Origin of the sequence: Thermoactinospora rubra, from assembly GCF_002093975.1 — a bacterium.
GTDB lineage: Bacteria > Actinomycetota > Actinomycetes > Streptosporangiales > Streptosporangiaceae > Nonomuraea > Nonomuraea rubra_A.
The window spans coordinates 56,508-77,916 of record NZ_MSZZ01000045.1; the positions used below are offsets into that span (position 1 = coordinate 56,508).

The window sequence follows — 21,409 nt, forward strand, 5'->3', positions numbered from 1 at the left end:
TCTTCCATAGGTCCGCTCCGGTAGGATTCGTCGGGTGTCCGGTTCGTCAGGAGTGATGGCACCGCCCAGGCCCGCGCCCCCTCCGGCGCAGCGGATGCCATCGCCGTACTCGCTGCCCCTGCACGCGCTCCGCCTCGCGGGCAAGTGCGCGCTTCCTCTGATCCTGTGGTTCTCGGCCGGGGAGCTGCTGCGCTGGGGACTGCTGTACCTGGCCACGGAGATTTCGCACGGCGACTTCCGCCAGGCGAGGCTCGTCGCGACCGTCGTCCTGCTGACCTTGATCGTCATGCTGTCGATGGTCATCACCAGCGGCCTGTTCTACTCGCTGCGGGGCGCGATGTGGGAGATGCGCTCCAGGCGCGCGAACGGCGTCGAAGACGAGAAGTTCTGGTCCGTGCTCAACCGCGTGGCGCCGACGTTCGCGGTGATCTACCTCAGCTGGAGCTTCCACGTCGACGACGTGGTCGCCTTCGAGCAGATGGATCGCCTGCACAACATCGACGACAACTTCTACATCCCGATCCTGAACAACGTGGCCACCGGCTCCGACGAAGAGGTCACGATGGCGCGGGGACTCATGGACTTGGACTGGCGGGTGTCCCTGGTCGCCTCGATCGTGGCCTTCGTGCTGCGGGTGTGGTTCGGCCGCATGGTGGAGCGCGGGGGCAACAGATACGCCGGAGTCGCGACGGCCTTCGCCGAGTTCGCGTTCATGTTCTGCGGGCTGAACGCCGTGCTGACGCTGGCCAAGCTGCGAGGCGGATGGACCGAGCACCGAGCTGTCGTCGCGGGCGCCAAGGACTACCTCGAACAGGCCAAGTCGAGCATCCCCGTGTGGGACGCCTTCACCGATTTCCTCGGCGAGGTCTGGCCGCACGTGCTCGACGCCCTGGTGACGCCCTTCGCGTGGCTGGCCCTGGCGATTCTCACCTTCGGCGGCTCGGTCGACGACGTCCGGCGGGTGATCCGCGGCAGCCGGCTGGAGACGGGACTGGACCGGCTCGAGGGCAGCCACGAGCTGACGCGGAAGTCCTTCGATCGCTTCGCCGGCGGCTTCCAGGACCGCTGGGTGCCGGTGCTGAACGCCCTCAAGGTGACCAGCCGCGGCGGCCTGGCGCTCTTCGGCATGGTCTGCCTGCTGTACGTGGGCCTGCGGGTCGGCGGCGACTACGCCGACCGCGGCGTGGCGACCCTGATCGGGGCGGACGTGCCGTACCTGTGGCTCGTCATCAGCTACCCCGTCTCCTTCGTCAAGGACCTGCTGCTGACCTGCCTGACGTTCTGCGTCCTGGCCGCCGCCTTCGACATCGCGGCGACCCGGGCGCGGCTGCGCGGCGAGAACATCACCGCCTGAAGACGAACACGTCCTTGTGCTTGGCCTTCTCCTGTTCTTCCGGGGTGCGGGGCTTCATGAGGTCTTCGGTCGGCGTGTCCATGCGGTAGGTGGTGTTGGGCCGCAGGTGGAGCTCCACCTCGTCGGCCACGTCCTTGGGCACGACTCCGGCCGCCTCGATCGTGTACGGCTTGCCGATCTCGTGGGGATCGGTGGGGGTGTTGTCCTGGACCACCTCCACCTTCCAGTTGCGTCCGGCCCTGTCCTTGAAGGCCAGTTCGGGGGTGCCCGACAGCACGGAGCCGTCGGAGTCCAGCGCCGTCCGGGTCACCGTGACCTTCATCCACTGGCGCACCGGATCCGGCGTCGCGCCCTCCGGCGGGTCCATCGGCCCGAAGACCGCCTTCCACGACACGTGCTCGAAAGAGACCGCCTGGCCCGGCGAGACGACGTGGACGATGTCGCTCGGCTGCCCGCTCTTGTAGAAGATGTACCGGTCGGCCGTCGGCAGGCCGACGGCCAGGACCAGCGCCGCCACCGCGGCCACACCCATCAGGACGGGCCTGCCCTTCTTCGGCGGAGTGGGGCCGCCCGCCCCTGGGGGCTGCTCGCCTGACGGCGGCGCGGGCGGCTGGTTGCCCGGCAGCGGCCCCGCGCTCGGCAGGGCTGGCATGGGCTGGGTGGAACTCCCCACGGGCTCCCGGTTGACCGGCGGCCACACCTGCTGATCCGGCCGTACGGCCGGCCGTCCGTAGTCGGGCAGCCGTGCCGGCTGCTGTCCGCTGGGGGGAGAGAACCAGCCGCGCTCGGGTTCGTTGGCGTTCACCGTTTGTCACCCAGGGGATAGACGTCCTTCGGGGCGGAGACGAGTTGCTTGGCCTGCGCGTCGTCGATGCCGAGGTCGATCTCCGCCTCGGGGATCACGGGATCGCCGTACAAGGCGCTGGTGGGCGCGGGGAAGACCGCCCGCGCGCCCGCGATGACCGAAGGGGGCACCTCGAAGACGAACACGCCCTTGGACCACATGCCGGGCTGGACCCACTTGTTGCTCAAGGTCAGCATGCTCTGGACCTTGTTGGTGGCATGGAAGCGCAGTCCCTCCTCGGTGAGCAGCGATGGCGGGGGGAGTTTGAGGGGTTCCCGTGCCGATGTCGCGGCGACCTGGAGGATGAGGAACATCTGGTCCGTCGTGACGGTGGCCTCGCCGGTCCCGATGGACCTGGCGGACTCGACCGACTCGACGCGAACGGTGAACCGGCCGGTCGCCACCTCGTCGTCCTTGTCGCCGACATAGGTCAGAGGCGCGCTCATGTCCTCCGGAGAGGGTGCCATCGACTGTACCCAGATCGCGCCGCAGGCCAGGGCCAGGCCCACGATGCCGTGGGTGAAGGGCGTGCGGGAGCGACGCCGCCGGGCCCTGGAGCGCCGTCCGGCGGGTGCGGTCCGCTGCTGCGTGGCGGTCACGACGCCTCCTGCTTGACCTTGAGGGTGACCACCGCGGTCGGCGTGACCATGTTGTAGGACTGGGGACGGCCCTTGCCGGTCAGCGGCGCCAGCAGGCCCTCCTTGGTGAAGGGATCGGGTTTGGTGACCTTCTCACCGGCCAGGTCCCAGCGGAGGCTCCCGTCGTACTCGTCCTCGACCTCCTCGAAGGAGGCGACGCTCAGAACGACCTTCTCCGGCGCGGCCGCGGCCTCCGGCAGTTCGTAGCGGAGCACCACCGTCGTGGGAACCCCCGGATGCAGCTGCGTGGAGCGCGCCTCGCCCGGGACGAACATGTCGGGCTCGGTGCCCAGCTTCGGCTCCTTCACCTGCAGGCTCACGCCGTATCCTGCGCCGGGCTTGTCGGGGGCCTTCCACGGCGTGCCGACCCAGGCCGTCTCCTCGCCCTTGTTGGTCACCTTGAGCAGAACGTCCAGGTATCGCTTGTCCTCGGCGAACTCGTTCGCGGCCCGCTGAAGAGTGATCTTGGACTCGAGGAACTGGGTTTCGTAGAGGACCTGGTCCACCTTGCCGCCCTCGGCCATCGTGGCCGGTTCCACCGCCGGCACCTCATCGAACCCCCCGAGAAGCGCCGTGATGCCAAGTGCCGTCGCGGTGATCAGCGCCAGCGCGGGGACCACGACCGGGCGTTTGGGCCTGCTCTCGCCGGTGGGTTCCGTCATGGGTAAGGATGGTAATAGGTAACGATGGCCCCATTCGCCGCATTGATCCCATCGACTTGGGGAAAAGCTGCGCGAGCCATCGCCGAACTCTTAGGCTTGGGACCTACAAACGACATAGTGCCGGCCGGAGGGTTCACGTGGCGGACGTGCATCCCGAGCATGCGCAGCTCCAGGCGGACCGCATTTACCTGGGCTGGCAATATGTCCTGCTGCATCCGGATCCGGGGCCGCCGCCCAAGCGCCCCTCCCCGGCCCCCGAGGCGCCCAGCGGGCCGGACCCCGAGCTGCTGCGCCGCGAACGCCTCCAGGAGGACATGCTCAACCGGCCCGTCAAGATCTTCCGGACGGCGATGGCCCTGCTGGCGGTCCTCATCCTCGTGCTCGGCGTCACGGGCAACCTGGCCTGGTCGTTCGCCGTCATCGGCCTGGTCGCCACCGGGGGCGTGGCCGCGATCTGCACCTACGCGCTGTTCCAGGGCGACCGCGCCGTGCGTTACCGCGTGCTGGAGCAGCAGGCCAGGAACGACCGCCTGCGCCAGGAACGTGACAAGGAGCTGTTCCAGGCCCAGGAGGAGCACGCCGCCCGCTACCGCGAGTGGCAGGAGCGCAAGGAGCGCTTCGAGCAGCAGATGACCTGGTACGCGGTGGCCGTGCCCGACGAGATCGACCGGGTGGACGTCGCGGGCGGCACGCTGCCGGGCTGGTCCGCGCTGATCACGTTACTCGGGGCCACCCGCCTGTACACCGGCGGCCACCTGACCGTGCTGGACCTGTCGGAGGGCGCGGTCGCCACCGACCTCATCGAGCTGGCCCGGCGCGGCGGCGACGACCCCCTGGTGTGGGTGCTGCCGGTGGACCTGCCCAGGCTGGACCTCGGCGCCACGCTGAAGCCCGAGGCGTTCGCCGACGTGCTCGCCCACGTGGTCAGCGTGAGCGAGGAGCACCGCAGCACCCGCGACCTGAGCTTCGACAACGCCATCCTGGAGCGCGTGCTGGAGGTGCTGGGCGAGAACGCGACGATCTCCCAGGTCACCGCCGCGCTCCGGGCCCTGGCGCAGGTGGGCGACCCGCGCGACGACATCCGCCACGGCCTGATCACCGCCACCCAGCTGGAACGGCTGAGCACGCTGTTCGGCCGCGGCGTCAGCGACCGGGTGGTGATCGAGCGGGCCTGGGCGCTGGAATCCCAGCTGCGCAAACTGGAGAACCTCGGCACCGAGGCGGTACGGCTGCCGCCCGCCCGGCTGCGCGTGATCAGCATGGACCGCCAGGCCGGCGTGTTCGGCAACCGCGTGCTCGGCACCTACGTCGCCACCGCGCTCACCCACATCCTGCGCCAGTCGCCGGGCTCCGACCGGCCGTGGTACCACACGATCATCGTGGCGGGAGCCGACAAGCTGCGCGGCGACGTGCTCGACCGCCTCATGGACGCCTGCGAGACCTCGCGCACCGGGCTGGTGCTGACCTATCGCAGCCTGACGCCGACCGTCCGCGAGCGGCTGGGCCGGGGGCACGCGGCCGTGGCGTTCATGCGCCTGGGCAACGCCGAGGACGCCCGGGTGGCCAGCGAGCACGTCGGCACCGAACACCGGCTGGAGCTCGCCCAGCTCACCGAGACGATCGGCGCGACCGTCTCCGGGCTGAGCGGCACCTACACCTCCACCATCGCCGACGCCCACCCCGACAAGTGCGGCGAGAGCCGTACGGACCTGAAGGAAGACATCACCGAGTCCACCGAGTGGGGCAGGACGCTGGAGAAGCTCGGCGAGATCGAGCGGGTCCTGCAGCGCTCGCGCGAGTTCCTGGTCGAGCCGCACCAGCTGCAGCAGCTGCCCACGACCGCGGTGATCGTCACCGACGCCACCACGGCCGGCCGGAGGGTGCGCCTGGCCGACGCGAACCCGGCGATCCTGACCTTCCCCAAGACCACGCTCGGCGAGCTCGACGACGTCCGCGACGCCGTGCTGTCGTTGACGCCCAAGGGCGGCGACGGCGACCCGCCGCCCAACCTCGGCCCGCCCCCGCCGCGTCTGGACTGGCGCAAGGACAGGTAAGGACACGGCCAAGAGCCGGGTGGCGGCTTGATCGTCGGCGGACTTTGGCTGGAGCGAGCGAGTGCGTGGGGGGATGACATGCGCCTGAGCGGGCCCTGGTACCGGATCCAGTCGATCAGCGCGCCGAAGCGCGCGGCGTCGGCCGAGGCGGACTTCGTCGCGATCCTGCCCGCCGCGCTGTCGGCCGCCCAGCGCGAGCGGCCCTTCGTCATCGGCTGGGTGTCACGCGGCTCCGGCGCGCCGCTGGAGCTGGTCACCAACGCCGGGCCGCCCGCGCCCCTGCCGCGCCGCGCCGCGCACGCCCACGAGGCTCACGAGGCTCATGAGCGGGAGCCGCTGCTGTTCCCCGCCGGCGCCCGCGGCGTCCAGCTGGGCGAGGACTACCTGGCCGACCTCGCCGAGCTGGTGTGGGCGCCGTGCCCGGGACGGCAGGCGCCGCCGCTGCGCGGCGCGCGTGAGGAGGACGACCCGGCGCGGCCGACGCTTTTCGAGTCGGCGCTGGTGACGCTCATGTCCCGGCCCTTCGCCTGGCTCGTCGTCGCCGAGCCCACCGATCTGCTGGACGCCGAGGTGGCCCACCTGCGCACCCAGCTCAACGTGCTCAGGCAGTACGGCGAGGCCTCCGAGGGGGCCAGGTTCGACGCCGAGCGCGCCGAGCGCAGGATGCAGGAGCTCGACACCTTCCGCGAGGCCGGGCTGTGGAACGTGCGGGTCCTGGCCGGCGCGGCCACGGCCGAGGAGCTGCGGCGCATCGCCCCGGTCCTGGTCGGCTCGGCCGAGCTGGGCCACCACCCCTACCGGCTGAGCAGCGCCACCGGCCACGTCCACGCGCTGCCGGACGCGCTGCTGGCCACGCTGCAGGACCCGGCCGACGGCGCCGCCGTGCCGTTCGCGGCCACGGCCGGGGCGCTGGCGGCGCTGGCCGGGCTGCCGCGGCGGGAGGTGCCCGGCGTCAGGGTGCTCGACACCGGCTACTTCGACGTGACCGCCGAGAGCCGGGGCGAGCTGGAGCTGGGCGACGTCCTCGACGGCCAGGACCGGCCGGTCGGGACCTTCCGCGTCTCGCCGGCCACGCTCAACCGCCACGCCTTCGTCACCGGGGCCACGGGCTCGGGCAAGTCGCAGACGGTCCGGCACCTGCTGGAGCAGCTGAGCGCGGCCGGCACGCCGTGGCTGGCGATCGAGCCGGCCAAGTCCGAGTACGCGGCCATGGCGGGCCGCATCGGCGCGCCCGTCACCGTGATCAGGCCCTCCGCGCCCGACGGCGTGCCGATCAGCGTCAACCCGCTCGAACCCGAGCCCGGCTACCCGGTGCAGGCGCACATCGACATGGTCAGGGCGCTGTTCATGGCCGCCTTCGACGCCGAGGAGCCCTTCCCGCAGATCGTCTCGATGGCGCTCCAGCGGGTCTACGAGGCCAACGGCTGGGACGTCGTCACCGGCGGCGCCGCCCCCGGCTCGAAGGTGCCGCCCACGGTCCCCACGCTGGAGCAGCTCCAGCGGGAGGCCATGGACGTGATCAAGGAGATCGGCTACGGCCCGGAGGTGCAGGCCGACGTCGAGGGCTTCATCGCGGTACGGCTGGGCAGCCTCCGCGTGGGCTCGGCGGGGCGCTTCTTCGAGGGCGGCCATCCGGCCGACGTCGCGGGCCTGCTGCGGCGCAACGTCGTGCTGGCCATCGAGGACGTGGCCAACGACGAGGACAAGGCGTTCCTCATGGGGACGCTGATCATCAGGATCGTCGAGCACCTGCGGATGCGGGAGCGGACGGCGCCGGACCGGTCACGGGAGCTGCGGCACGTGATCGTCATCGAGGAGGCGCACCGGCTGCTGCGCGACCGCGGCCAGGGCCGGGCCGCCACCCACGCGGTCGAGCTGTTCGCGGGGATGCTGGCCGAGATCAGGGCCTACGGCGAGGGCCTGGTCGTGGCCGAGCAGATCCCCGCCAAGCTCGTGCCCGACGTGGTCAAGAACACCGCGCTCAAGATCGTGCACCGGCTGCCCGCCCGCGACGACCGCGACCTGGTCGGCTCGGCCATGAACCTGGACGAGGAGCAGTCGCGCCAGGTCGTGTCGTTCGAGCCCGGCGTGGCCGCGGTCTTCGCCGACGGCATGGACCGGCCGCTGCGGCTGCGCGTCCCCCTCGGCGAGGACCGGGAGCGCCCGATGCCCGGCCCGCCGCCGCCCCTGCGCGCCCGCCGCTCGGCCGCCTGCGGCGCGGCCTGCCGTACCGGGCAAGCCTGCACGCTGGTGGAGGTGCGCGAGGCCGACGTGCTGGCCGGTGCGCCCGAGTGGGCGTGGCTGCGGATCTGGGCCGAGACGGTCGTGCTGGCGTTCGTCGCCAACCGGCCGCTGCCGGGCGTGCCGCGCGCGCTGGCCGGGATGTGGGCCGAGGTGCCCTCGCGGCGGCGCGAGTGCCTGCTGGCCACCGTGGTGGAGCGGGCCGTACGGCGGCGCGGCTGGGCGCTGCGCTCCTGGTACGACCCCGCGCTGCTGGTGGAGCACGCCGCCGGGGCAGCCGCGGCGCTGCTGGACGGCCAGCCGGGCGGCGACCGGCCCGGCCACGCCTGGGTCATCCCGCAGGTGCGCTGGCTGCACGAGGTGGACCGGCTCTTCCCCTACGGCCGCCCGGCCCCCGACGTGCGCAGCCCGGCGCCGCCCCAGGAGTACGCGCTGACCACGGCCAACGGGGACGAGCTGCTCGGACACCGGGCCCGCGCGCTGCGCCGCCACCCGCTGTCGATGGAGCTGCCGCGCAACCGCGAGCTGGCCTGGCGCGCGATCCTCGGCGACGACGAGGGCGCCGCCTTCCTCGACGACGTCACCGCCGTGGCGATCGGCACCGACGCGCCGGACAGGATCGGGCACGTCGGCCGGCTCATGGGCGCCGCCTGGCTGGAGAGCGTGCTGTCGTGGCCGCGGCGGTTCGTGCTGCCCTTCGACCACGACGGCGAGCCCGGGATCGCCTTCGTGGAGGCGCCGTAGCGGTTTCGCCAGCCTGGCGCCGCGCCAGGCCGACTATGCTCGGGGAGCATGACGCAGCTTCCCCTGCGGGCTCAACTCGCCAGCGCCCTGGGCCGCGGCGCCGCCACCCTGTCCAGGCTGACCGGCCGCGGCGACGGCTCGGTGATCGGCGGGCGCGTGGGGCTCCTCCTCGAGCCCGACCTGCTCCGCCAGCTGGCTCAGGACAAGAAGCTCGCCCTCGTCAGCGCCACCAACGGCAAGACCACCACCACGCGGCTGATCACCGCCGCCCTCCTGGAGCTCGGAGAGGTGGCCACCAACGCCTTCGGCGCCAACATGCCCGCCGGGCACGTCTCCGCGCTCGCGCAGCACAAGGCCGCGCCGTACGGCGTGCTGGAGGTCGACGAGAAGTACCTGCCGGAGGTGCTCCACACGACCGGCGCCGGGGTGATCTGCCTGATGAACCTCAGCCGCGACCAGATGGACCGCGCGGCCGAGATCTGGCTGCTGGCCCAGAAGTGGCGCAGGGCCCTGTCCGGCAAGCCGGCCCACGTCGTCGCCAACTGCGACGACCCGCTCGTCACCTGGGGCGCCTCCACGGCAGCCAAGGTCACCTGGGTCTCCGGCGGCCAGCGCTGGAAGGAGGACTCCTGGTGCTGCCCCGAGTGCGGGGGGCCGCTGGACCGCAAGGGCAACGACTGGGCCTGCCGCGAGTGCACCTTCCACCGGCCCGAGCCGCAGTGGGTGCTCGACGACGACGCGGTGATCGACCCCCACGGGCGGCGCTGGGTGCTTGACCTGAAACTGCCGGGCCTGGCCAACCGGTCCAACGCCGCGATGGCGCTGGCCGTCGCCGAGGCGTTCGGGCTGCCCGTCGAGCGGGCCCTGCCCAGGCTGCGCGAGGTCACCTCGGTCGCCGGCCGCTACACCACCGTCGAGCGCGACGGGCGCTACGCCAGGCTGCTGCTGGCCAAGAACCCCGCCGGCTGGCTGGAGGCCTTCGACGTGGCCGACCCGGCGCTGCCGGTGATCCTGTCGGTCAACGCGCAGGGGCCCGACGGGCGCGACACCTCCTGGCTGTGGGACGTCGACTACCGCATCCTGCGCGGCCGCCCGGTCTTCGTCACCGGCGAGCGGCGGCTGGACCTGGCGCTGCGGCTCGACATCGCCGACGTGCCGTTCACGCTCGTCGACACCTTCTCCGAGGCGCTGGCCATGCAGCCGCCCGGCCGCGTCGACGTGATCGCCAACTACACCGCCTTCCAGCAGATCCGACAGGAGTTCGGCCGTGCCGTCTGACAGCGTCCTCCGCCTCGTCTGGATCTACCCCGACCTGCTCAGCACCTACGGCGACCAGGGCAACCTGCTCGTGCTGGAGCAGCGGGCCAAGCGGCGGGGCATCCCCGTGGAGTCCATCCGGGTCAAGTCGGCCGACCCGGTGCCGGAGACCGGCGACATCTACCTCATCGGCGGCGGCGAGGACCGGCCCCAGATCCTCGCGGCCCAGCGCCTGCGCAAGGACGGCGGCCTGCACCGCGCCGTCGCCCGGGGCGCGGCGATGCTCGCCGTCTGCGCCGGGTACCAGATCATGGGCTCGACCTTCGGCGGCGAGGAGGGCCAGCCCGTGGAGGGGCTGGGCATCCTCGACATCTCCAGCGGGCGCGGCACCGTGCGGGGCGTGGGCGAGTTGGTCGCGGAGGTCGACAGCGCGCTCAACCTGCCCACGCTGACCGGGTTCGAGAACCACATGGGCGTCACGCGCCTCGGCCCCGGTGTCAGGCCGCTGGCCAAGGTGGTCACCGGGGTCGGCAACGGCGACGGGTACGAAGGCTGCTACGCCGGGCACCTGGTCGGCACCTACCTGCACGGGCCCGCGCTGGCCCGCAACCCCGCGCTGGCCGACCTGCTGCTGCGCTGGGCGACCGGCGAGGACCGGCTGCCGCCGCTCGACGACTCCCGCTTCGAGGCGCTGCGCCAGGAGCGCCTCGCCGCGGTCGCGGGTCAGTAGACGAGCGCCTGCGCGCCCTCGGCGACGGCTTCCTCGACGAACACGGGCGCTCCGGCGATCCGGACGCCCTCGATCACGTCGTCGACCGTGATGTCCCGGCGGGCCGCGCACTGCGTGCACAGCGTCACCCTGCCGCCCGCCAGGACCGCGTCGAGCAGGTCGGTCAGGGGGGCGGCGTGGGGCAGGCTGAACTCCTTGGCCCTGCCGGGAAGGGCGAACCACGAGGCCTCGCCGGTCAGCCAGAGAGAGACGGGCACCCCGCTCGCGAGGGCCGCCGCCGCGACCGTGAACGCCTGGTTGCACCGCTCGGGCGCGTCCGCCCCGGCGGTCACCTTGATCACCAGTGATCGTGCCATGCCCGCCACCCTAACGCTCCCTTTGGGGTACGGCGGGGCAGGGGCCGCGGCGGGAATCCAGGGACCTGGAGGAAAGCTAAGGTGGAAGGCTATGGAGGCACCTGAGATACACCCCGACCTCGAGCCCATCGCCTTCCTGCTCGGCCGGTGGGAGGGCGCGGGGGTGGGCGGCTACCCGACGATCGAGAGCTTCAACTTCGGCCAGGAGATCGAGTTCGGCCACAACGGCAAGCCGTTCCTCACCTACACCAGCCGCACCTGGCTGCTGGACGAGGCGGGCAACCAGGTCCGGCCGCTGGCGACGGAGACGGGTTTCTGGCGGCCGCAGCCCGACAGGCAGATCGAGGTGCTGCTCGCCCACCCGACGGGCATCGTCGAGATCTACATCGGCGAGGTCGTCTTCCACAAGATCGAGCTGCGCACGGACGTGGTGGCGCGCACGGTCAGCGCCAAGGAGTACACCGCGGGCCACCGGCTCTACGGCCTGGTCAACGGCAATCTGATGTGGGCCTACGACATGGCCGCGATGGGGCATCCGCTGACCTCGCACATGTCGGCGGAGCTGAAGAAGGTGGCATGACGAGCCTGACCCCGTTCACGCCCGACGTCGTCGAGGCGATCAAGCGGCACATGAACGACGACCACGCCGACGAGGCGAGGATCATCGTGCGGGCGCTCGGCGGCAGGCCGGACGCCGCGCAGGTCAGCACCAGCGACGTCGACGCCGAGGGCATCGAGTTCGTCGCCGACGGGGAGCGGGTGCGCATCCCGTGGGGCGAGACGCTCACCGAGCGCGCCCAGGCCCGCCTGGCCGTCGTGCGCCTGTATCGGGAGGCGTGCGAGAAGCTGGGCATCTCCCCGCGCGGGGAGCACTGAAGCGGACGAAAAAGAAGGGCCCCGGGCGCGCTCCGCCGTACGGCGGGCCGGATGGACCATGGTCGGAAACCGCCGGCTTCCGCCCTCCAGCTGCCCGGGACCCCGGTGGCTGCCTCGTATTCGCCGAAAGGCACGAGACGAGTCGCGCCCTTAGCGGACGGCCACCTCGCTAGCCCAACTATGAATCACCATTGTTTGGACCACCTCCTTTCCGCGTACCCCCGAAGCTATGCGAGGCGTCAGCGCACCGGCAAGCGATTATTCTCAGGACATGAGCCAGACGTCGTGGCACGAGGAACTGCGGGCGAAGGGGTACAGAGTCACCCCGCAGCGGCAGCTGGTTCTCGAGGCCGTCAAAGCGCTGGAGCACGCCACTCCCGAGGAGATCTGCGCCAAGGTCCGCGAGACCGCGCGCGGGGTCAACATCTCCACCGTCTACCGCACCCTCGAACTGCTCGAGGACCTGGGCCTCGTCACCCACACGCACCTCGGCCACGGCGCGCCGACCTACCACCTGACCGAGGACGCCGACCACGTGCACGTGGTGTGCCGCGGCTGCGAGGCGGTCTTCGAGGTCAGCCCCGACCTCGCCGCGGACCTGGTCAAGAGGCTGGACGTGGAGCACGGCTTCGTCGCCGACGTCCACCACCTGACCGTCTTCGGGCTGTGCCGCGGCTGCCGCTAGCCTGGAATCATGCGCAGCCCACTGCTCGACCTTCCCGGAGCCGTGGCGGCCGACGCGCCCGACGCCGACGTCGCCGCCCACTACGGTGACCTCTACTCCGAGCAACGCGCCCTGGCCAAGGGCGAGGCGATCGTCGACCGCAGCAACCGGGAAGTGGTCCGCGTCGCCGGGGCGGACCGGCTGAAATGGCTCAACGACCTCAGCTCGCAGAAGCTCGCCGACCTGCGGCCCGGCGTGTGGACGCAGACGCTCATCCTCGACGCGCAGGGCCGGGTGGAGCACCACCTCACGCTGGTCGACGACGGGGAGGCGGTGCTGGCCCACGTCGAGCCCGGCACATCGGCGGCCCTGATCGACTACCTGGACCGCATGCGGTTCATGCTCCGCGTCGAGGTCTCCCGGGTGGAGGACCTGGCGGTGCTGTCCACGGCCACCGAGGACTTCCTCGTGCCGCGGGCCGAGCTGCCCGGCCACATGGGCAGGCCGCTGGCGGGGCTGTGGGCGTACGAGGCGTTGCGCATCGAGCGCCACGAGCCGCGGCTGGGCTTCGAGACCGACCACAAGACGATCCCGCACGAGGTGGGCTGGATCGGCTCCGCCGTACACCTGAACAAGGGGTGCTACCGCGGGCAGGAGACGGTGGCGCGGGTCCACAACCTCGGCCACCCGCCGCGGCGGCTGGTGTTCCTGCACCTCGACGGCAGCGTCGACGTCCTGCCGCCGCACGGCGCGCCGGTGACGCACGACGGGCAGGAGGTCGGTACGGTCGGCTCGTCGGCGCGGCACCACGAGCTGGGGCCGATCGCCCTGGCGGTGGTCAAGCGCACGGTCCCGGTCGACGCCACGCTGCTGGCCGGGGGCGTGGCGGCCACGCAGGAGGTCGTCGTCCCGCCGGACGCCGGGCGCAACGTGCAGATCGACCCCGCGCTGCGGCGCCGCATCCGCTAGAGGTCGACGACGAGGGTCACGGGGCCGTCGTTGACCAGCGAGACCTTCATGTCCGCGCCGAAGCTGCCGGTCTCGACGTGCGCGCCGAGCGCGCGCAGCTCGGCGCAGACGGCCTCCACCAGCGGCTCGGCGACCGGTCCCGGCGCGGCGGCCTGCCAGGTGGGGCGGCGGCCCTTGCGCGTGTCGCCGTAGAGGGTGAACTGGCTCACCACGAGCAGCGGCGCGCCGACGTCGGAGCACGACTTCTCGCCGTGCAGGATGCGCAGGCCCCACAGCTTGGCGGCCATCTTGGCGGCGACCTCAGGCGTGTCGGTGTGCGTCACGCCCACGAGGACCAGCAGGCCCGGCTCGTCGATCTCGCCGACGGTCCGGCCGTCGACCACCACGGACGCGGAGCTCACCCGCTGCACCACAGCTCGCATGGGATCCCATTGTGGCCGACCCTTAGACTCTTCGCGAAAGGGGAGTGGAATGTCGCTGGTTGTGGAGGTTGTCCGTTCCGGGTTCGTGGAGTCCGTGCACCGGGCGCGGATGCTCACGGTCGACGCCGGCGGCAGGCCCGTGCGCGTCCACGGAGCCGTCGACGCGGTGGTCTCGCCCCGCTCCTCGATGAAGCCCCTGCAGGCGCTCGGCATGCTGCGCAGCGGGCTGGACCTGGACGGCGAGCTGCTCGCGCTGGCCTGCGCCTCGCACTCGGGCGAGGCGTTCCACGTCGACGGCGCGCGCAAGATCCTCGCCGGGGCCGGGCTGGACGAGAGCCTGCTGCGGTGCCCGGAGGACCACCCCGACGACCGGTCGGTGACCGCCAAGGCCCGGATCTTCATGAACTGCTCGGGCAAGCACGCCGCGATGCTGGCCACCTGCGCCGCCAACGACTGGCCGCTGGACACCTACCTGGAGCCCACCCACCCGCTGCAGCGCGCCATCCGCGACACCGTCGAGGAGCTGACCGGCGAGCGCGTGGCCGCGACCGGGGTGGACGGCTGCGGCGCGCCGCTGTTCTTCGTCTCGATGGCCGGCGTCGCGCGTGCCTTCCGCGCCTTCCCGCTGAGCTCGGCCGACTCGCTGGAGCGCCGCGTCTTCGACGCCATGCGGACCCATCCCGAGTGGACCTCCGGCACGCACCGCCCCGAGGCCAAGCTCATGCGCGCCATCCCCGGCCTCATGCTGAAGGCGGGCGCCGAGGCGTTCGACGCCTTCGCCTTCGAGGACGGCCGCGCGGGCGTCGTGAAGATCGAGGACGGCGGCCAGCGCGCCCGCGTCCCGGTCACCGTCGCGGCCCTGCGCTCCCTCGGCCTGGACGCCCCCGAGCTGGACGCCCTGGCCACGCCGCCGCTCCTGGGCGGCGGGCGCCCCGTGGGCGAGATCCGGGTGCGGGCTCACCGGGAGCCGCCCGGGGACGCCGCCTCCTGACGGTCTCCTGCCGTACGGCCCAGCCGTACCGCACCGGCGGCGATCAGAGCGACGGCGGCCGTGCGGGAGGCCGTCGAGCGGGGTCTGATCCGGCTCTAGCGGCTTTGAGACCGCTCGAAGACGAGCGAGGCGATCCGCTGCACGGTGGTGAACTCTCCGGCGGAGATCCGGTTCTTGGTCACCGCGACCGAGACGCCCGTGGCCGTGTCCGCGAAGCCGGCGGTGCCGCCGCTTCCCGCCATCCCGAACATGGTGTCCCGCTCCAGCGGGAACCGCAGCGAGTAGCCCAGCCCCCACGTGGCCTCCATGCCCGCCACCTCGTCCAGCCCGCTGACCTGCGGCGAGGTCACCTCACGCAGGCGCTCGGCCGGGATGAGCCCATGCATGAGCGCGTCGTAGACCTTGGCCAGCCCTCTGGCCGTCATGGTGGCCCCGATCTCGGAGGTCAGCACGTCGGGCCGGTTGCTGAAGGCCGCGTCGGGCATCGCCCGCATGGGCGCGGCGGTGAAGCCGTCGACCACGCGGAAGAACGGGATCTGCGCCATCATCTCCGGCGGCATCTCCATCGGCGTCGCCGGATCCTCGATCCTCGCCACGCGGCCCAGCTCCGAGGCCGGCACGGCGAAGTACACCTCGTCCTCCACGCCCAGCGGGCCCGTGATCTCCTCGCGCAGCACCTGAGAGATCGGCTTGCCCGTCGCCCGCCGGACGATCTCGGCCACGATGTACATGTAGGTCTGCGGGTGGTACCCCATCTTGGTGCCCGGCTCCCACCACGGCTTGGCGGCGGCGATCGTGGCGCACATCCCGTCGTAGTCGACCAGGTCCTCCGGCGTCGTGTCGACCGGGACTCCCGGCACGCCGACCTGGTGCGTGAGCGCGTGCCGTACGGTCGCCTTGTCCTTGCCGTGGACGGCGAACTCCGGCCACAGGGACGCGATGGGCGTGTCGTAGTCGAGCACGCCCTTGGCGGCCAGCACGTGGACGACGGCGGCGCTCACGCCCTTGCCGGTGGAGGTGACGTAGACGGGGGTGCCGGAGGTGAACGGCAGGCCCGTGGCCGGGTCGGCGACGCCCGCGACCGCGTCGACGACCAGTTCACCGCGACGGTAGACGGCGACCTGGACGCCTCGTTCGACGCCCGAGTCCACCAGCTCGTCGATGGCAGCCTGGATGCTCTTGTGCAGATCGCTCATGCCAGGACAGACCGCCGGCGAGGGCGGAACTCATCGGCGTCAGAGCGATCTCAACTGGCGTGTCGCCGAGATCGCGCCGGAGGTCGTCGTGGTGAAGGTCCGCATCGACGCGGCGAACTTGGACAGGTCCCACTCGGCGGGGCCGTGGTACCAGTACAGGTTGTCGGCCTCGTGCCCGTCGCCGGTCACCGAGGCCACCACGCGCGACCAGTGGTCGACCAGGTCGAAGATCACGGCGTACGGCAGGTAGCGTGAGAACAGCTCGACGCGGTGCTGCTCGGGGATGTCGCCGATGTGGCCGGAGGACAGGTAGTCGCGGAAGGCCAGCGTGTGGGCGAGGGCGGCCGAGCCCTTGGCGGTCTTGGCCGGCATGTACTGCCCGCCGACCGTGAGCGCGGCGCCCGCGATGACGACCGCGAGGCCCAGCAGGCCGTACGTCGTGAACCAGGCCAGCGCCACCGTGCCCGCCACGCCGAGGCCCATGAGCACCAGCCCGATGGTGGTCCAGCGGGTGCGCTCGGTGTCGGGACGGCGGGCGAACCACCCCTGCGTGACCACGTCGGCGTAGAGCAGGTCCCGCACCTTGCCCAGGTTCCTCGCGAAGGACCCCGACAGTTCCGACAGCAGCACGGAGTCGCGGCCGTCGAAGATCGCGTCATAGAGGGCCTTCTCATACGGCAAAAGCGCCTCGACCGGCGCGTTGGGCCGCTTGACCAGCATCCAGTCGGGCGCGTCGTAGGCGCCGCGCGGCTGCTCGTCGATGCGCAGGTAGCCGCGGACCGCCAGGTCGACGATCGTCGCGGTGACGTCGACCACGTCGGCCTGCTCGTCGACGAGCGTGCCGATCTGGCCGGGCCGTACCCCGTCGGGCGGGGAGAACTGGCCGTCGCGCACCGGGTTGACGCTCTCGCTCGCGCCCACGGCGCGGGCATCGCGCCCGCGGGTCCAGTAGAGCAGCGCCACCCCACCGAGCAGTAGCACCAGCAGCGCGGCCAGGGCGCCGCCGGTGACGGCGTTCAGCGTGAAGGCGGCGGCCAGCGAGAACCGCCGCTCCAGGATCGGCCTGGCCCCGGTCGCACCCTCCGGGAAGCCCACGACCACCGTCAGCGCCTGGCCGGCGGGCAGGCCCTGCTGCTCGAACTCGGCGTGGGTGCCGCCGTGGTCCATGGAGGCCGTGGTGCAGCCGACGGCCGAGGTCAGCTCGCCGGCGAAGCACGAAAGGTTCTGCACCTGGCCGGGCCCGGTCACCTTGACGGTCGCCTTCTCCACCGGGACGTTCCACCCGCTCACGGCGAACCAGCGCAGCTCCTCGACCCCGCCGGCCGGGGCCACCGCGCCCTTGACGTCATACTCGAGCGTGGCCGGGGCGGTGACCGTGAGCACGTCGCCGTCGAGCTTGCCGCCCTTGAGGCCGGAGAGCTGGTAGACCCGGTCGTGACCGTCGTCGTGACGGATGCTGGTGAGGATCGTCCGCTTCAGCTCGCCGCTACCGGTGATCTTCTCCTGGACGTGGAGCACGCCGTCCCGGCGGAGGTCGAGGGTCACCTCGGTGGTGATCGGGGCCTGCACCAGGGCGGAGAGCGCGGGGGAGGAGATCAGCGACAGCGCGACGGCCCCCAGCGCCGCCAGCGTGATCCGGATTCCCGTCATGGCGGCACATCGTATCGGGTCTGCCTGACGGAACTGGGGGTGCCTTTGCCGCCGGATGAATCAGGGGTTACGTGAGGCGGCCGGCTCGGCGGCTTGGGCCTTTGCCGTGCTGGAAAGGCATGGGCCTTCGCTCATCGTGCCGCCGCCGTCGAATCCGGGGTCACGCAGCACCGGCGGCACGCTCGCGGCGAGTCGTCTCACCGTTAAGCAACTTGTGTTGACTAACTTCGATTTAGTCAATTAATGTTGCTTGCATGTCCGCGAGTGAGATCCCCGTCCCCCAGGACCCTGCCGACGCCTTGGCGGCCGTGGTGGCGCTGCGGCGCCTGGCCGACCAGCTGGAGGACGCCGCCGTCGAGCAGGCGATGCGCGCGGGCTGGAGCTGGCCGCAGGTCGCCGAGGCTCTCGGCGTGACCCGCCAGGCGGTCCATAGGAAGCACGCCAAGCGGCTCATCGCCGCGGGCGTCAAGCTGAGGAGACGTTCACCATGAGCCCGATCGACGCATACCTCCATACGGTCATCATGGAAGCCGCGACCGAGGCGCGCAGGCAGGGATCGGCGACGATCGAGGCCCAGCACCTCCTGCTGGCCGTCGCGGCCCAGGAGGGCACCGCCCCGCAGCGCGTCCTGGCCTCCGCCGGCCTCGACTACCAGGCGGTCCTGGCCGCCCTCGACCGGGAGTTCGACCACAGCCTGAGCGCGGTCGGGGTGTCTCGCGCCGCCTTCAACCTGCCCCGGCCGAGCATGCCGTCCAAGCGCCCGCCCGACATCGGCGCGACGGGCAAGCTGGCTCTTGAACGGGCCTTCGCCTCGGCGCCGCGCAAGAAGGACCTGCGGCCGGCGCACGTGCTGCTCGGGATCCTGCAGGCCGAGGTCGGTACGGTGCCACGCGCCCTGGCTCTGGCCGGGGTCGATCGCGCCGACCTGCTGAACCGCGTCCGCGACGCCATCGCCGGCGACGGCGTCGAATAAACGACCGCTAAACGACCGCGACGAGTAACGACGACAACGAGCAAACGACGGCTTCGAGCAGCGAGCACGCTGCCCTTCCCCGGCCCGGAGCACCGGCGCTTCGCTCCCGAGCACACGAGACAACAGGCACGTCCTGCCAGACGACACCTCTCATCGCCTTTTGACGGCGAGCCTCATTGCCCCCTGCCGGTGAAACTTCTCGCCCCCTGACGGCGAGGCGATCCGAAGAGATCGGCCGACAGCGCCCACCGCGACCTTCAGCGGCCTTCTTTCGCGTTCTCCTGGGTCCTATCGGCGCAGCCTTGTCCGGCATCGCCGTACCTGATCCACCCTCTCCACCTCCAGCCCTTCTCCCATGCCCACTTCATGCCCAAGGAGGCAAAATGTTGATGTTCCGTGTCCACGTGGGCCTGCTCGCCGCCCTGACCGTGGCGGGAAGTGCCATGACGGCCCCCGCCGCCGCCTCGGCAGCCGACCACGGCCGAGGTCACGCCGAGATCCAGCGCGCGCTTGAGCGGGCCGTGACCGACGGCGGCGGCCCCGGCATCGTCGCCGAACTCAGAAACGGCCACGGCAAGCCATGGTTCGGTACGGCAGGCGTGGCCGACATGACGACCGGCCGCAAGCGCCGGCCGGGCGAGCACTTCCGCATCGGAAGCTTCACCAAGGCGTTCACCGCCACGGTGATCCTGCACCTGGTCGCCGAGGGCAGGCTGACCCTGGACGACACGGTGGCCAGGTGGCTGCCCGGCGTGGTCGAGGAGCATCTCGGCGCGGACGGCACCAAGATCACCATCAGGCAACTGCTCAACCACACCAGCGGACTGCCCGACGCCGTCCTCGGCCAGGAGACCCCGCGCCCCGAGGAGCCCGGCAAGCGCTTCATCTACTCCAAGGTCAACTACAACCTCGCCGGAATGATCGTCGAACGTGCGACCGGCTCGACCCTCGCCCAGGAGATCGAGCGCCGCATCGCCCGCCCGCTGCGCCTGACGGGCACCTACCTGCCGGGCGCCGACAACACCATGCGCGATCCGCACGCCCGGCACTACTCGAAGTTCGACCGGGCCGGCCGTCCCACGGAGATCCACGACGTGACCAACGCGGACCTGAGCTGGGCCTGGGCCGCCGGCGGCATGGTCTCGACGACCTCGGACCTGCAGCGGTTCCTGCGGGCCCTGCTGGGCGGCCGCCTCCTGCCGCCCGCCCTGCAGAGGGAGATGTTCACCACCGTCTCGACCGAGGGCTCGGGCTGGGTCCCCAACACCAGGTACGGCCTCGGCGTCTACTCCCAGAAGCTCTCGTGCGGGGTCACGCTGTGGGGCGGCGGCGGCTTCATCCAGGGCTCGACGACCTACGCGATGGGCAACCGCCACGGCACCGACACGCTGGTGAGCAACATCAACGGCGACTGGAACGACTTCCTGAAGACCTTCAGCTTGCTCCTCGAAACCCGCTTCTGCCCGCGATCCTCCGGGCACCCGGCCTCGTAGAAGCGGCACCGCCACCCGACGTCACGGCGCCAAACCCTCTTTCCGTCCTCCGGCGCCGAGGCGTCAGATGACGGCGATTCTCTCGGCGAGAGCAGTCGTGGGCAGGTCGTGGCGGGGCCGCCAGTCGAACGCGACGATCTCCTCGGGCTGGATGACGATCGGGCTGTCCTTGGCCCAGAAGGCGTAGCGGAAGTCGGCGTGCCAGTGCCGCGGTTCGCCCTTGGCCGGGTTGGCGGGGATCTCGTGGATGTCGATGTCCACGGGGATGACGTCGTGACCGGGCGGGGAGACGGCGTGCTGCCAGGGGATGCCGGTCTCCTCCTCAAGCTCACGCAGCGCCGCGCCGTACAGGCTGCGGTCGGTCGGCTCGACGTGGCCGCCGGGCAGCAGCCAGCGGTCCAGGGCCCGGTGGTGGATCATCAGAACCCGGTTGCGGTCGTCGATGGCGGCGGCGCTGCAGGTGACATGCAGGGGGAAGGTGGAGCGGGAGGCCAGGTCCTGGGGACGGTCGAGTGCCTCGGACAGCTGGGCGATGCCGACGGCGCGGTCGGGGTGGGCGGCGAGATACCGGGCCAGAACGGTGTGGATCTCGTCTCGAGTGACGGTCATGGCACCTCATGGAAGTAGGCGAGCCAGACAGCCGCAATCGACTGCCGGACTTCGGCGGGAACCTCCCACATGCCCGGGTCGTGATCGCGGGAGGCGACGAGAGCCAGGGCGGCGAGGATCTCGGCCTGGACCAGCAGGATGAACGGGCCGACGCTGGCGCCGTGCAGGAAGTTGACGGCGTTGCCGTCGGCCAGGACGTAGAAGTAGTGGCCGGTACGCGCGTAGCGGACCACGTGCGGCTCGACGGCGAGGCGGATGTACAGCCCGTTCAGGGCCGACAGCTCCAGTTCGTCGTCGCTGCTGGTGACGGAGGCGATGTAGGCGCCGTTGGCGATCCGCCCGAAATCCTCCTCGCGTAGGGCCATGTTGCCGGTGGCGCACACCACGATGCCCGCACCGGACAGGCCCTCGGCAAGGGTGGCGGCGGTGCGGTAGCCCTGGGACAGGGCCAGGACGCGCCGGACGGGTTGATGTCGTAGGTGGTAGCGGGGGCGGCGTCGGCGATGCAGCGGAAGAAGGCATCGATACGGCTGCGCTCGAAGTCTTCCAATACGGATCATCCTCCTGGATTGCCAGCGGAAAGTCGTGCGCCGTTAGGTGTGTGCGACGCTTGGCCGGTCAGTGGACCTCACCCTTGAGCAAGGCCGACCATGTCGCCTCGGCCTCTCGGTAACGCCATCTGGTGC

Annotated in this window: 22 protein-coding genes; 13 read left to right on the plus strand and 9 right to left on the minus strand. The window is 71.5% G+C overall.

Going from position 1 to position 21,409, the window contains the following annotated elements:
* The first annotated feature begins 55 nt into the window (after nucleotides 1–55).
* Complete coding sequence (locus BSB02_RS30375; RefSeq protein ID WP_084964118.1) at nucleotides 56–1,354, plus strand: hypothetical protein; 1,299 nt, start codon at nucleotides 56–58, stop codon at nucleotides 1,352–1,354.
* Here the strand turns inward: BSB02_RS30375 and BSB02_RS30380 are convergent.
* The 3 genes from BSB02_RS30380 to BSB02_RS30390 are packed head-to-tail and all read right to left on the minus strand — an operon-like array spanning nucleotide 1,344 to nucleotide 3,498.
* Nucleotides 1,344–2,159 carry a hypothetical protein gene (locus tag BSB02_RS30380; protein ID WP_084964120.1) on the minus strand — a complete coding sequence of 272 codons (816 nt, stop codon included), beginning with the start codon at nucleotides 2,157–2,159 and terminating at the stop codon, nucleotides 1,344–1,346. The two genes, BSB02_RS30375 and BSB02_RS30380, sit on opposite strands and share 11 nt — an antisense overlap.
* Entirely contained in the window at nucleotides 2,156–2,797 is a 642-nt protein-coding gene (locus BSB02_RS30385; RefSeq protein ID WP_084964121.1) for a hypothetical protein, read from the minus strand. Before BSB02_RS30385 ends, BSB02_RS30380 begins: the two co-directional genes overlap by 4 nt.
* A complete protein-coding gene (locus BSB02_RS30390) occupies nucleotides 2,794–3,498 on the minus strand; it encodes a hypothetical protein (RefSeq protein WP_084964123.1) in 705 nt (234 codons plus the stop codon). Before BSB02_RS30390 ends, BSB02_RS30385 begins: the two co-directional genes overlap by 4 nt.
* Before the next feature lie 146 nt (nucleotides 3,499–3,644).
* On the opposite strand from BSB02_RS30390, the gene BSB02_RS30395 reads away from it, so the two are divergent.
* The 4 genes from BSB02_RS30395 to BSB02_RS30410 all read left to right on the plus strand — a co-directional run bounded on the left by BSB02_RS30395 (nucleotide 3,645) and on the right by BSB02_RS30410 (nucleotide 10,524).
* Nucleotides 3,645–5,552 carry a hypothetical protein gene (locus BSB02_RS30395; RefSeq protein ID WP_206184972.1) on the plus strand — a complete coding sequence of 636 codons (1,908 nt, stop codon included), beginning with the start codon at nucleotides 3,645–3,647 and terminating at the stop codon, nucleotides 5,550–5,552.
* A 78-nt stretch (nucleotides 5,553–5,630) separates the two neighbouring features.
* Nucleotides 5,631–8,537, plus strand: a complete 2,907-nt coding sequence (locus BSB02_RS30400) for an ATP-binding protein (RefSeq protein WP_084964126.1) — start codon at nucleotides 5,631–5,633, stop codon at nucleotides 8,535–8,537.
* Between the two features lie 48 nt (nucleotides 8,538–8,585).
* On the plus strand, nucleotides 8,586–9,815 hold the full coding sequence (locus BSB02_RS30405) for a Mur ligase family protein (protein WP_084964128.1): 1,230 nt from the start codon (nucleotides 8,586–8,588) through the stop codon (nucleotides 9,813–9,815).
* Nucleotides 9,805–10,524: a type 1 glutamine amidotransferase gene (locus BSB02_RS30410; protein WP_084964130.1), complete on the plus strand. Its 720-nt coding sequence runs from the start codon at nucleotides 9,805–9,807 to the stop codon at nucleotides 10,522–10,524. The genes BSB02_RS30405 and BSB02_RS30410 overlap by 11 nt, the downstream gene beginning before the upstream one ends.
* Here the strand turns inward: BSB02_RS30410 and BSB02_RS30415 are convergent.
* Complete coding sequence (locus tag BSB02_RS30415; RefSeq protein ID WP_084964231.1) at nucleotides 10,518–10,880, minus strand: DsrE family protein; 363 nt, start codon at nucleotides 10,878–10,880, stop codon at nucleotides 10,518–10,520. The genes BSB02_RS30410 and BSB02_RS30415 overlap by 7 nt on opposite strands.
* Before the next feature lie 91 nt (nucleotides 10,881–10,971).
* Between BSB02_RS30415 and BSB02_RS30420 the strand changes: the two genes are divergently transcribed.
* From BSB02_RS30420 to ygfZ, 4 genes are all read left to right on the plus strand, one after another.
* Nucleotides 10,972–11,460, plus strand: coding sequence for a heme-binding beta-barrel domain-containing protein (locus BSB02_RS30420; RefSeq protein ID WP_084964131.1), 489 nt, complete (start codon nucleotides 10,972–10,974; stop codon nucleotides 11,458–11,460).
* Nucleotides 11,457–11,756, plus strand: coding sequence for a DUF2470 domain-containing protein (locus BSB02_RS30425; protein ID WP_084964133.1), 300 nt, complete (start codon nucleotides 11,457–11,459; stop codon nucleotides 11,754–11,756). Before BSB02_RS30420 ends, BSB02_RS30425 begins: the two co-directional genes overlap by 4 nt.
* A gap of 271 nt (nucleotides 11,757–12,027) precedes the next feature.
* Complete coding sequence (locus BSB02_RS30430; RefSeq protein WP_084964135.1) at nucleotides 12,028–12,441, plus strand: Fur family transcriptional regulator; 414 nt, start codon at nucleotides 12,028–12,030, stop codon at nucleotides 12,439–12,441.
* A 9-nt stretch (nucleotides 12,442–12,450) separates the two neighbouring features.
* Nucleotides 12,451–13,389 carry a CAF17-like 4Fe-4S cluster assembly/insertion protein YgfZ gene (ygfZ, locus tag BSB02_RS30435; RefSeq protein WP_084964137.1) on the plus strand — a complete coding sequence of 313 codons (939 nt, stop codon included), beginning with the start codon at nucleotides 12,451–12,453 and terminating at the stop codon, nucleotides 13,387–13,389.
* Here ygfZ and dtd read toward each other — a convergent pair.
* Nucleotides 13,386–13,811 (minus strand): D-aminoacyl-tRNA deacylase, encoded by a 426-nt coding sequence (gene dtd / locus BSB02_RS30440; protein ID WP_084964139.1) that lies wholly within the window; start codon nucleotides 13,809–13,811, stop codon nucleotides 13,386–13,388. The genes ygfZ and dtd overlap by 4 nt on opposite strands.
* Nucleotides 13,812–13,860: 49 nt before the next feature.
* Between dtd and BSB02_RS30445 the strand changes: the two genes are divergently transcribed.
* Entirely contained in the window at nucleotides 13,861–14,802 is a 942-nt protein-coding gene (locus tag BSB02_RS30445; protein ID WP_084964141.1) for an asparaginase, read from the plus strand.
* 95 nt (nucleotides 14,803–14,897) lie between these two features.
* Here the strand turns inward: BSB02_RS30445 and BSB02_RS30450 are convergent, their stop codons facing one another.
* Both BSB02_RS30450 and BSB02_RS30455 read right to left on the minus strand, forming a co-directional pair.
* Nucleotides 14,898–15,998 carry a serine hydrolase domain-containing protein gene (locus BSB02_RS30450; protein ID WP_084964143.1) on the minus strand — a complete coding sequence of 367 codons (1,101 nt, stop codon included), beginning with the start codon at nucleotides 15,996–15,998 and terminating at the stop codon, nucleotides 14,898–14,900.
* A gap of 39 nt (nucleotides 15,999–16,037) precedes the next feature.
* A complete protein-coding gene (locus tag BSB02_RS30455) occupies nucleotides 16,038–17,648 on the minus strand; it encodes a DUF2207 domain-containing protein (RefSeq protein ID WP_084964145.1) in 1,611 nt (536 codons plus the stop codon).
* A 254-nt stretch (nucleotides 17,649–17,902) separates the two neighbouring features.
* On the opposite strand from BSB02_RS30455, the gene BSB02_RS30460 reads away from it, so the two are divergent.
* The 3 genes from BSB02_RS30460 (at nucleotide 17,903) to BSB02_RS30470 (ending at nucleotide 20,114) form a co-directional block, all read left to right on the plus strand.
* The gene (locus BSB02_RS30460) at nucleotides 17,903–18,139 is read left to right on the plus strand and encodes a hypothetical protein (RefSeq protein ID WP_084964146.1); all 237 of its coding nucleotides are present in this window, start codon (nucleotides 17,903–17,905) and stop codon (nucleotides 18,137–18,139) included.
* Nucleotides 18,136–18,621, plus strand: a complete 486-nt coding sequence (locus BSB02_RS30465) for a Clp protease N-terminal domain-containing protein (RefSeq protein WP_084964148.1) — start codon at nucleotides 18,136–18,138, stop codon at nucleotides 18,619–18,621. Before BSB02_RS30460 ends, BSB02_RS30465 begins: the two co-directional genes overlap by 4 nt.
* Nucleotides 18,622–19,004: 383 nt before the next feature.
* Nucleotides 19,005–20,114, plus strand: a complete 1,110-nt coding sequence (locus BSB02_RS30470; RefSeq protein ID WP_206184973.1) for a serine hydrolase domain-containing protein — start codon at nucleotides 19,005–19,007, stop codon at nucleotides 20,112–20,114.
* Between the two features lie 63 nt (nucleotides 20,115–20,177).
* Here the strand turns inward: BSB02_RS30470 and BSB02_RS30475 are convergent, their stop codons facing one another.
* Both BSB02_RS30475 and BSB02_RS30480 read right to left on the minus strand, forming a co-directional pair.
* Nucleotides 20,178–20,723: an NUDIX hydrolase gene (locus BSB02_RS30475; protein ID WP_084964152.1), complete on the minus strand. Its 546-nt coding sequence runs from the start codon at nucleotides 20,721–20,723 to the stop codon at nucleotides 20,178–20,180.
* A complete protein-coding gene (locus BSB02_RS30480; RefSeq protein WP_143591331.1) occupies nucleotides 20,720–21,283 on the minus strand; it encodes a Rossmann-fold NAD(P)-binding domain-containing protein in 564 nt (187 codons plus the stop codon). The genes BSB02_RS30475 and BSB02_RS30480 overlap by 4 nt, the downstream gene beginning before the upstream one ends.
* Nucleotides 21,284–21,409 lie beyond the last annotated feature (126 nt).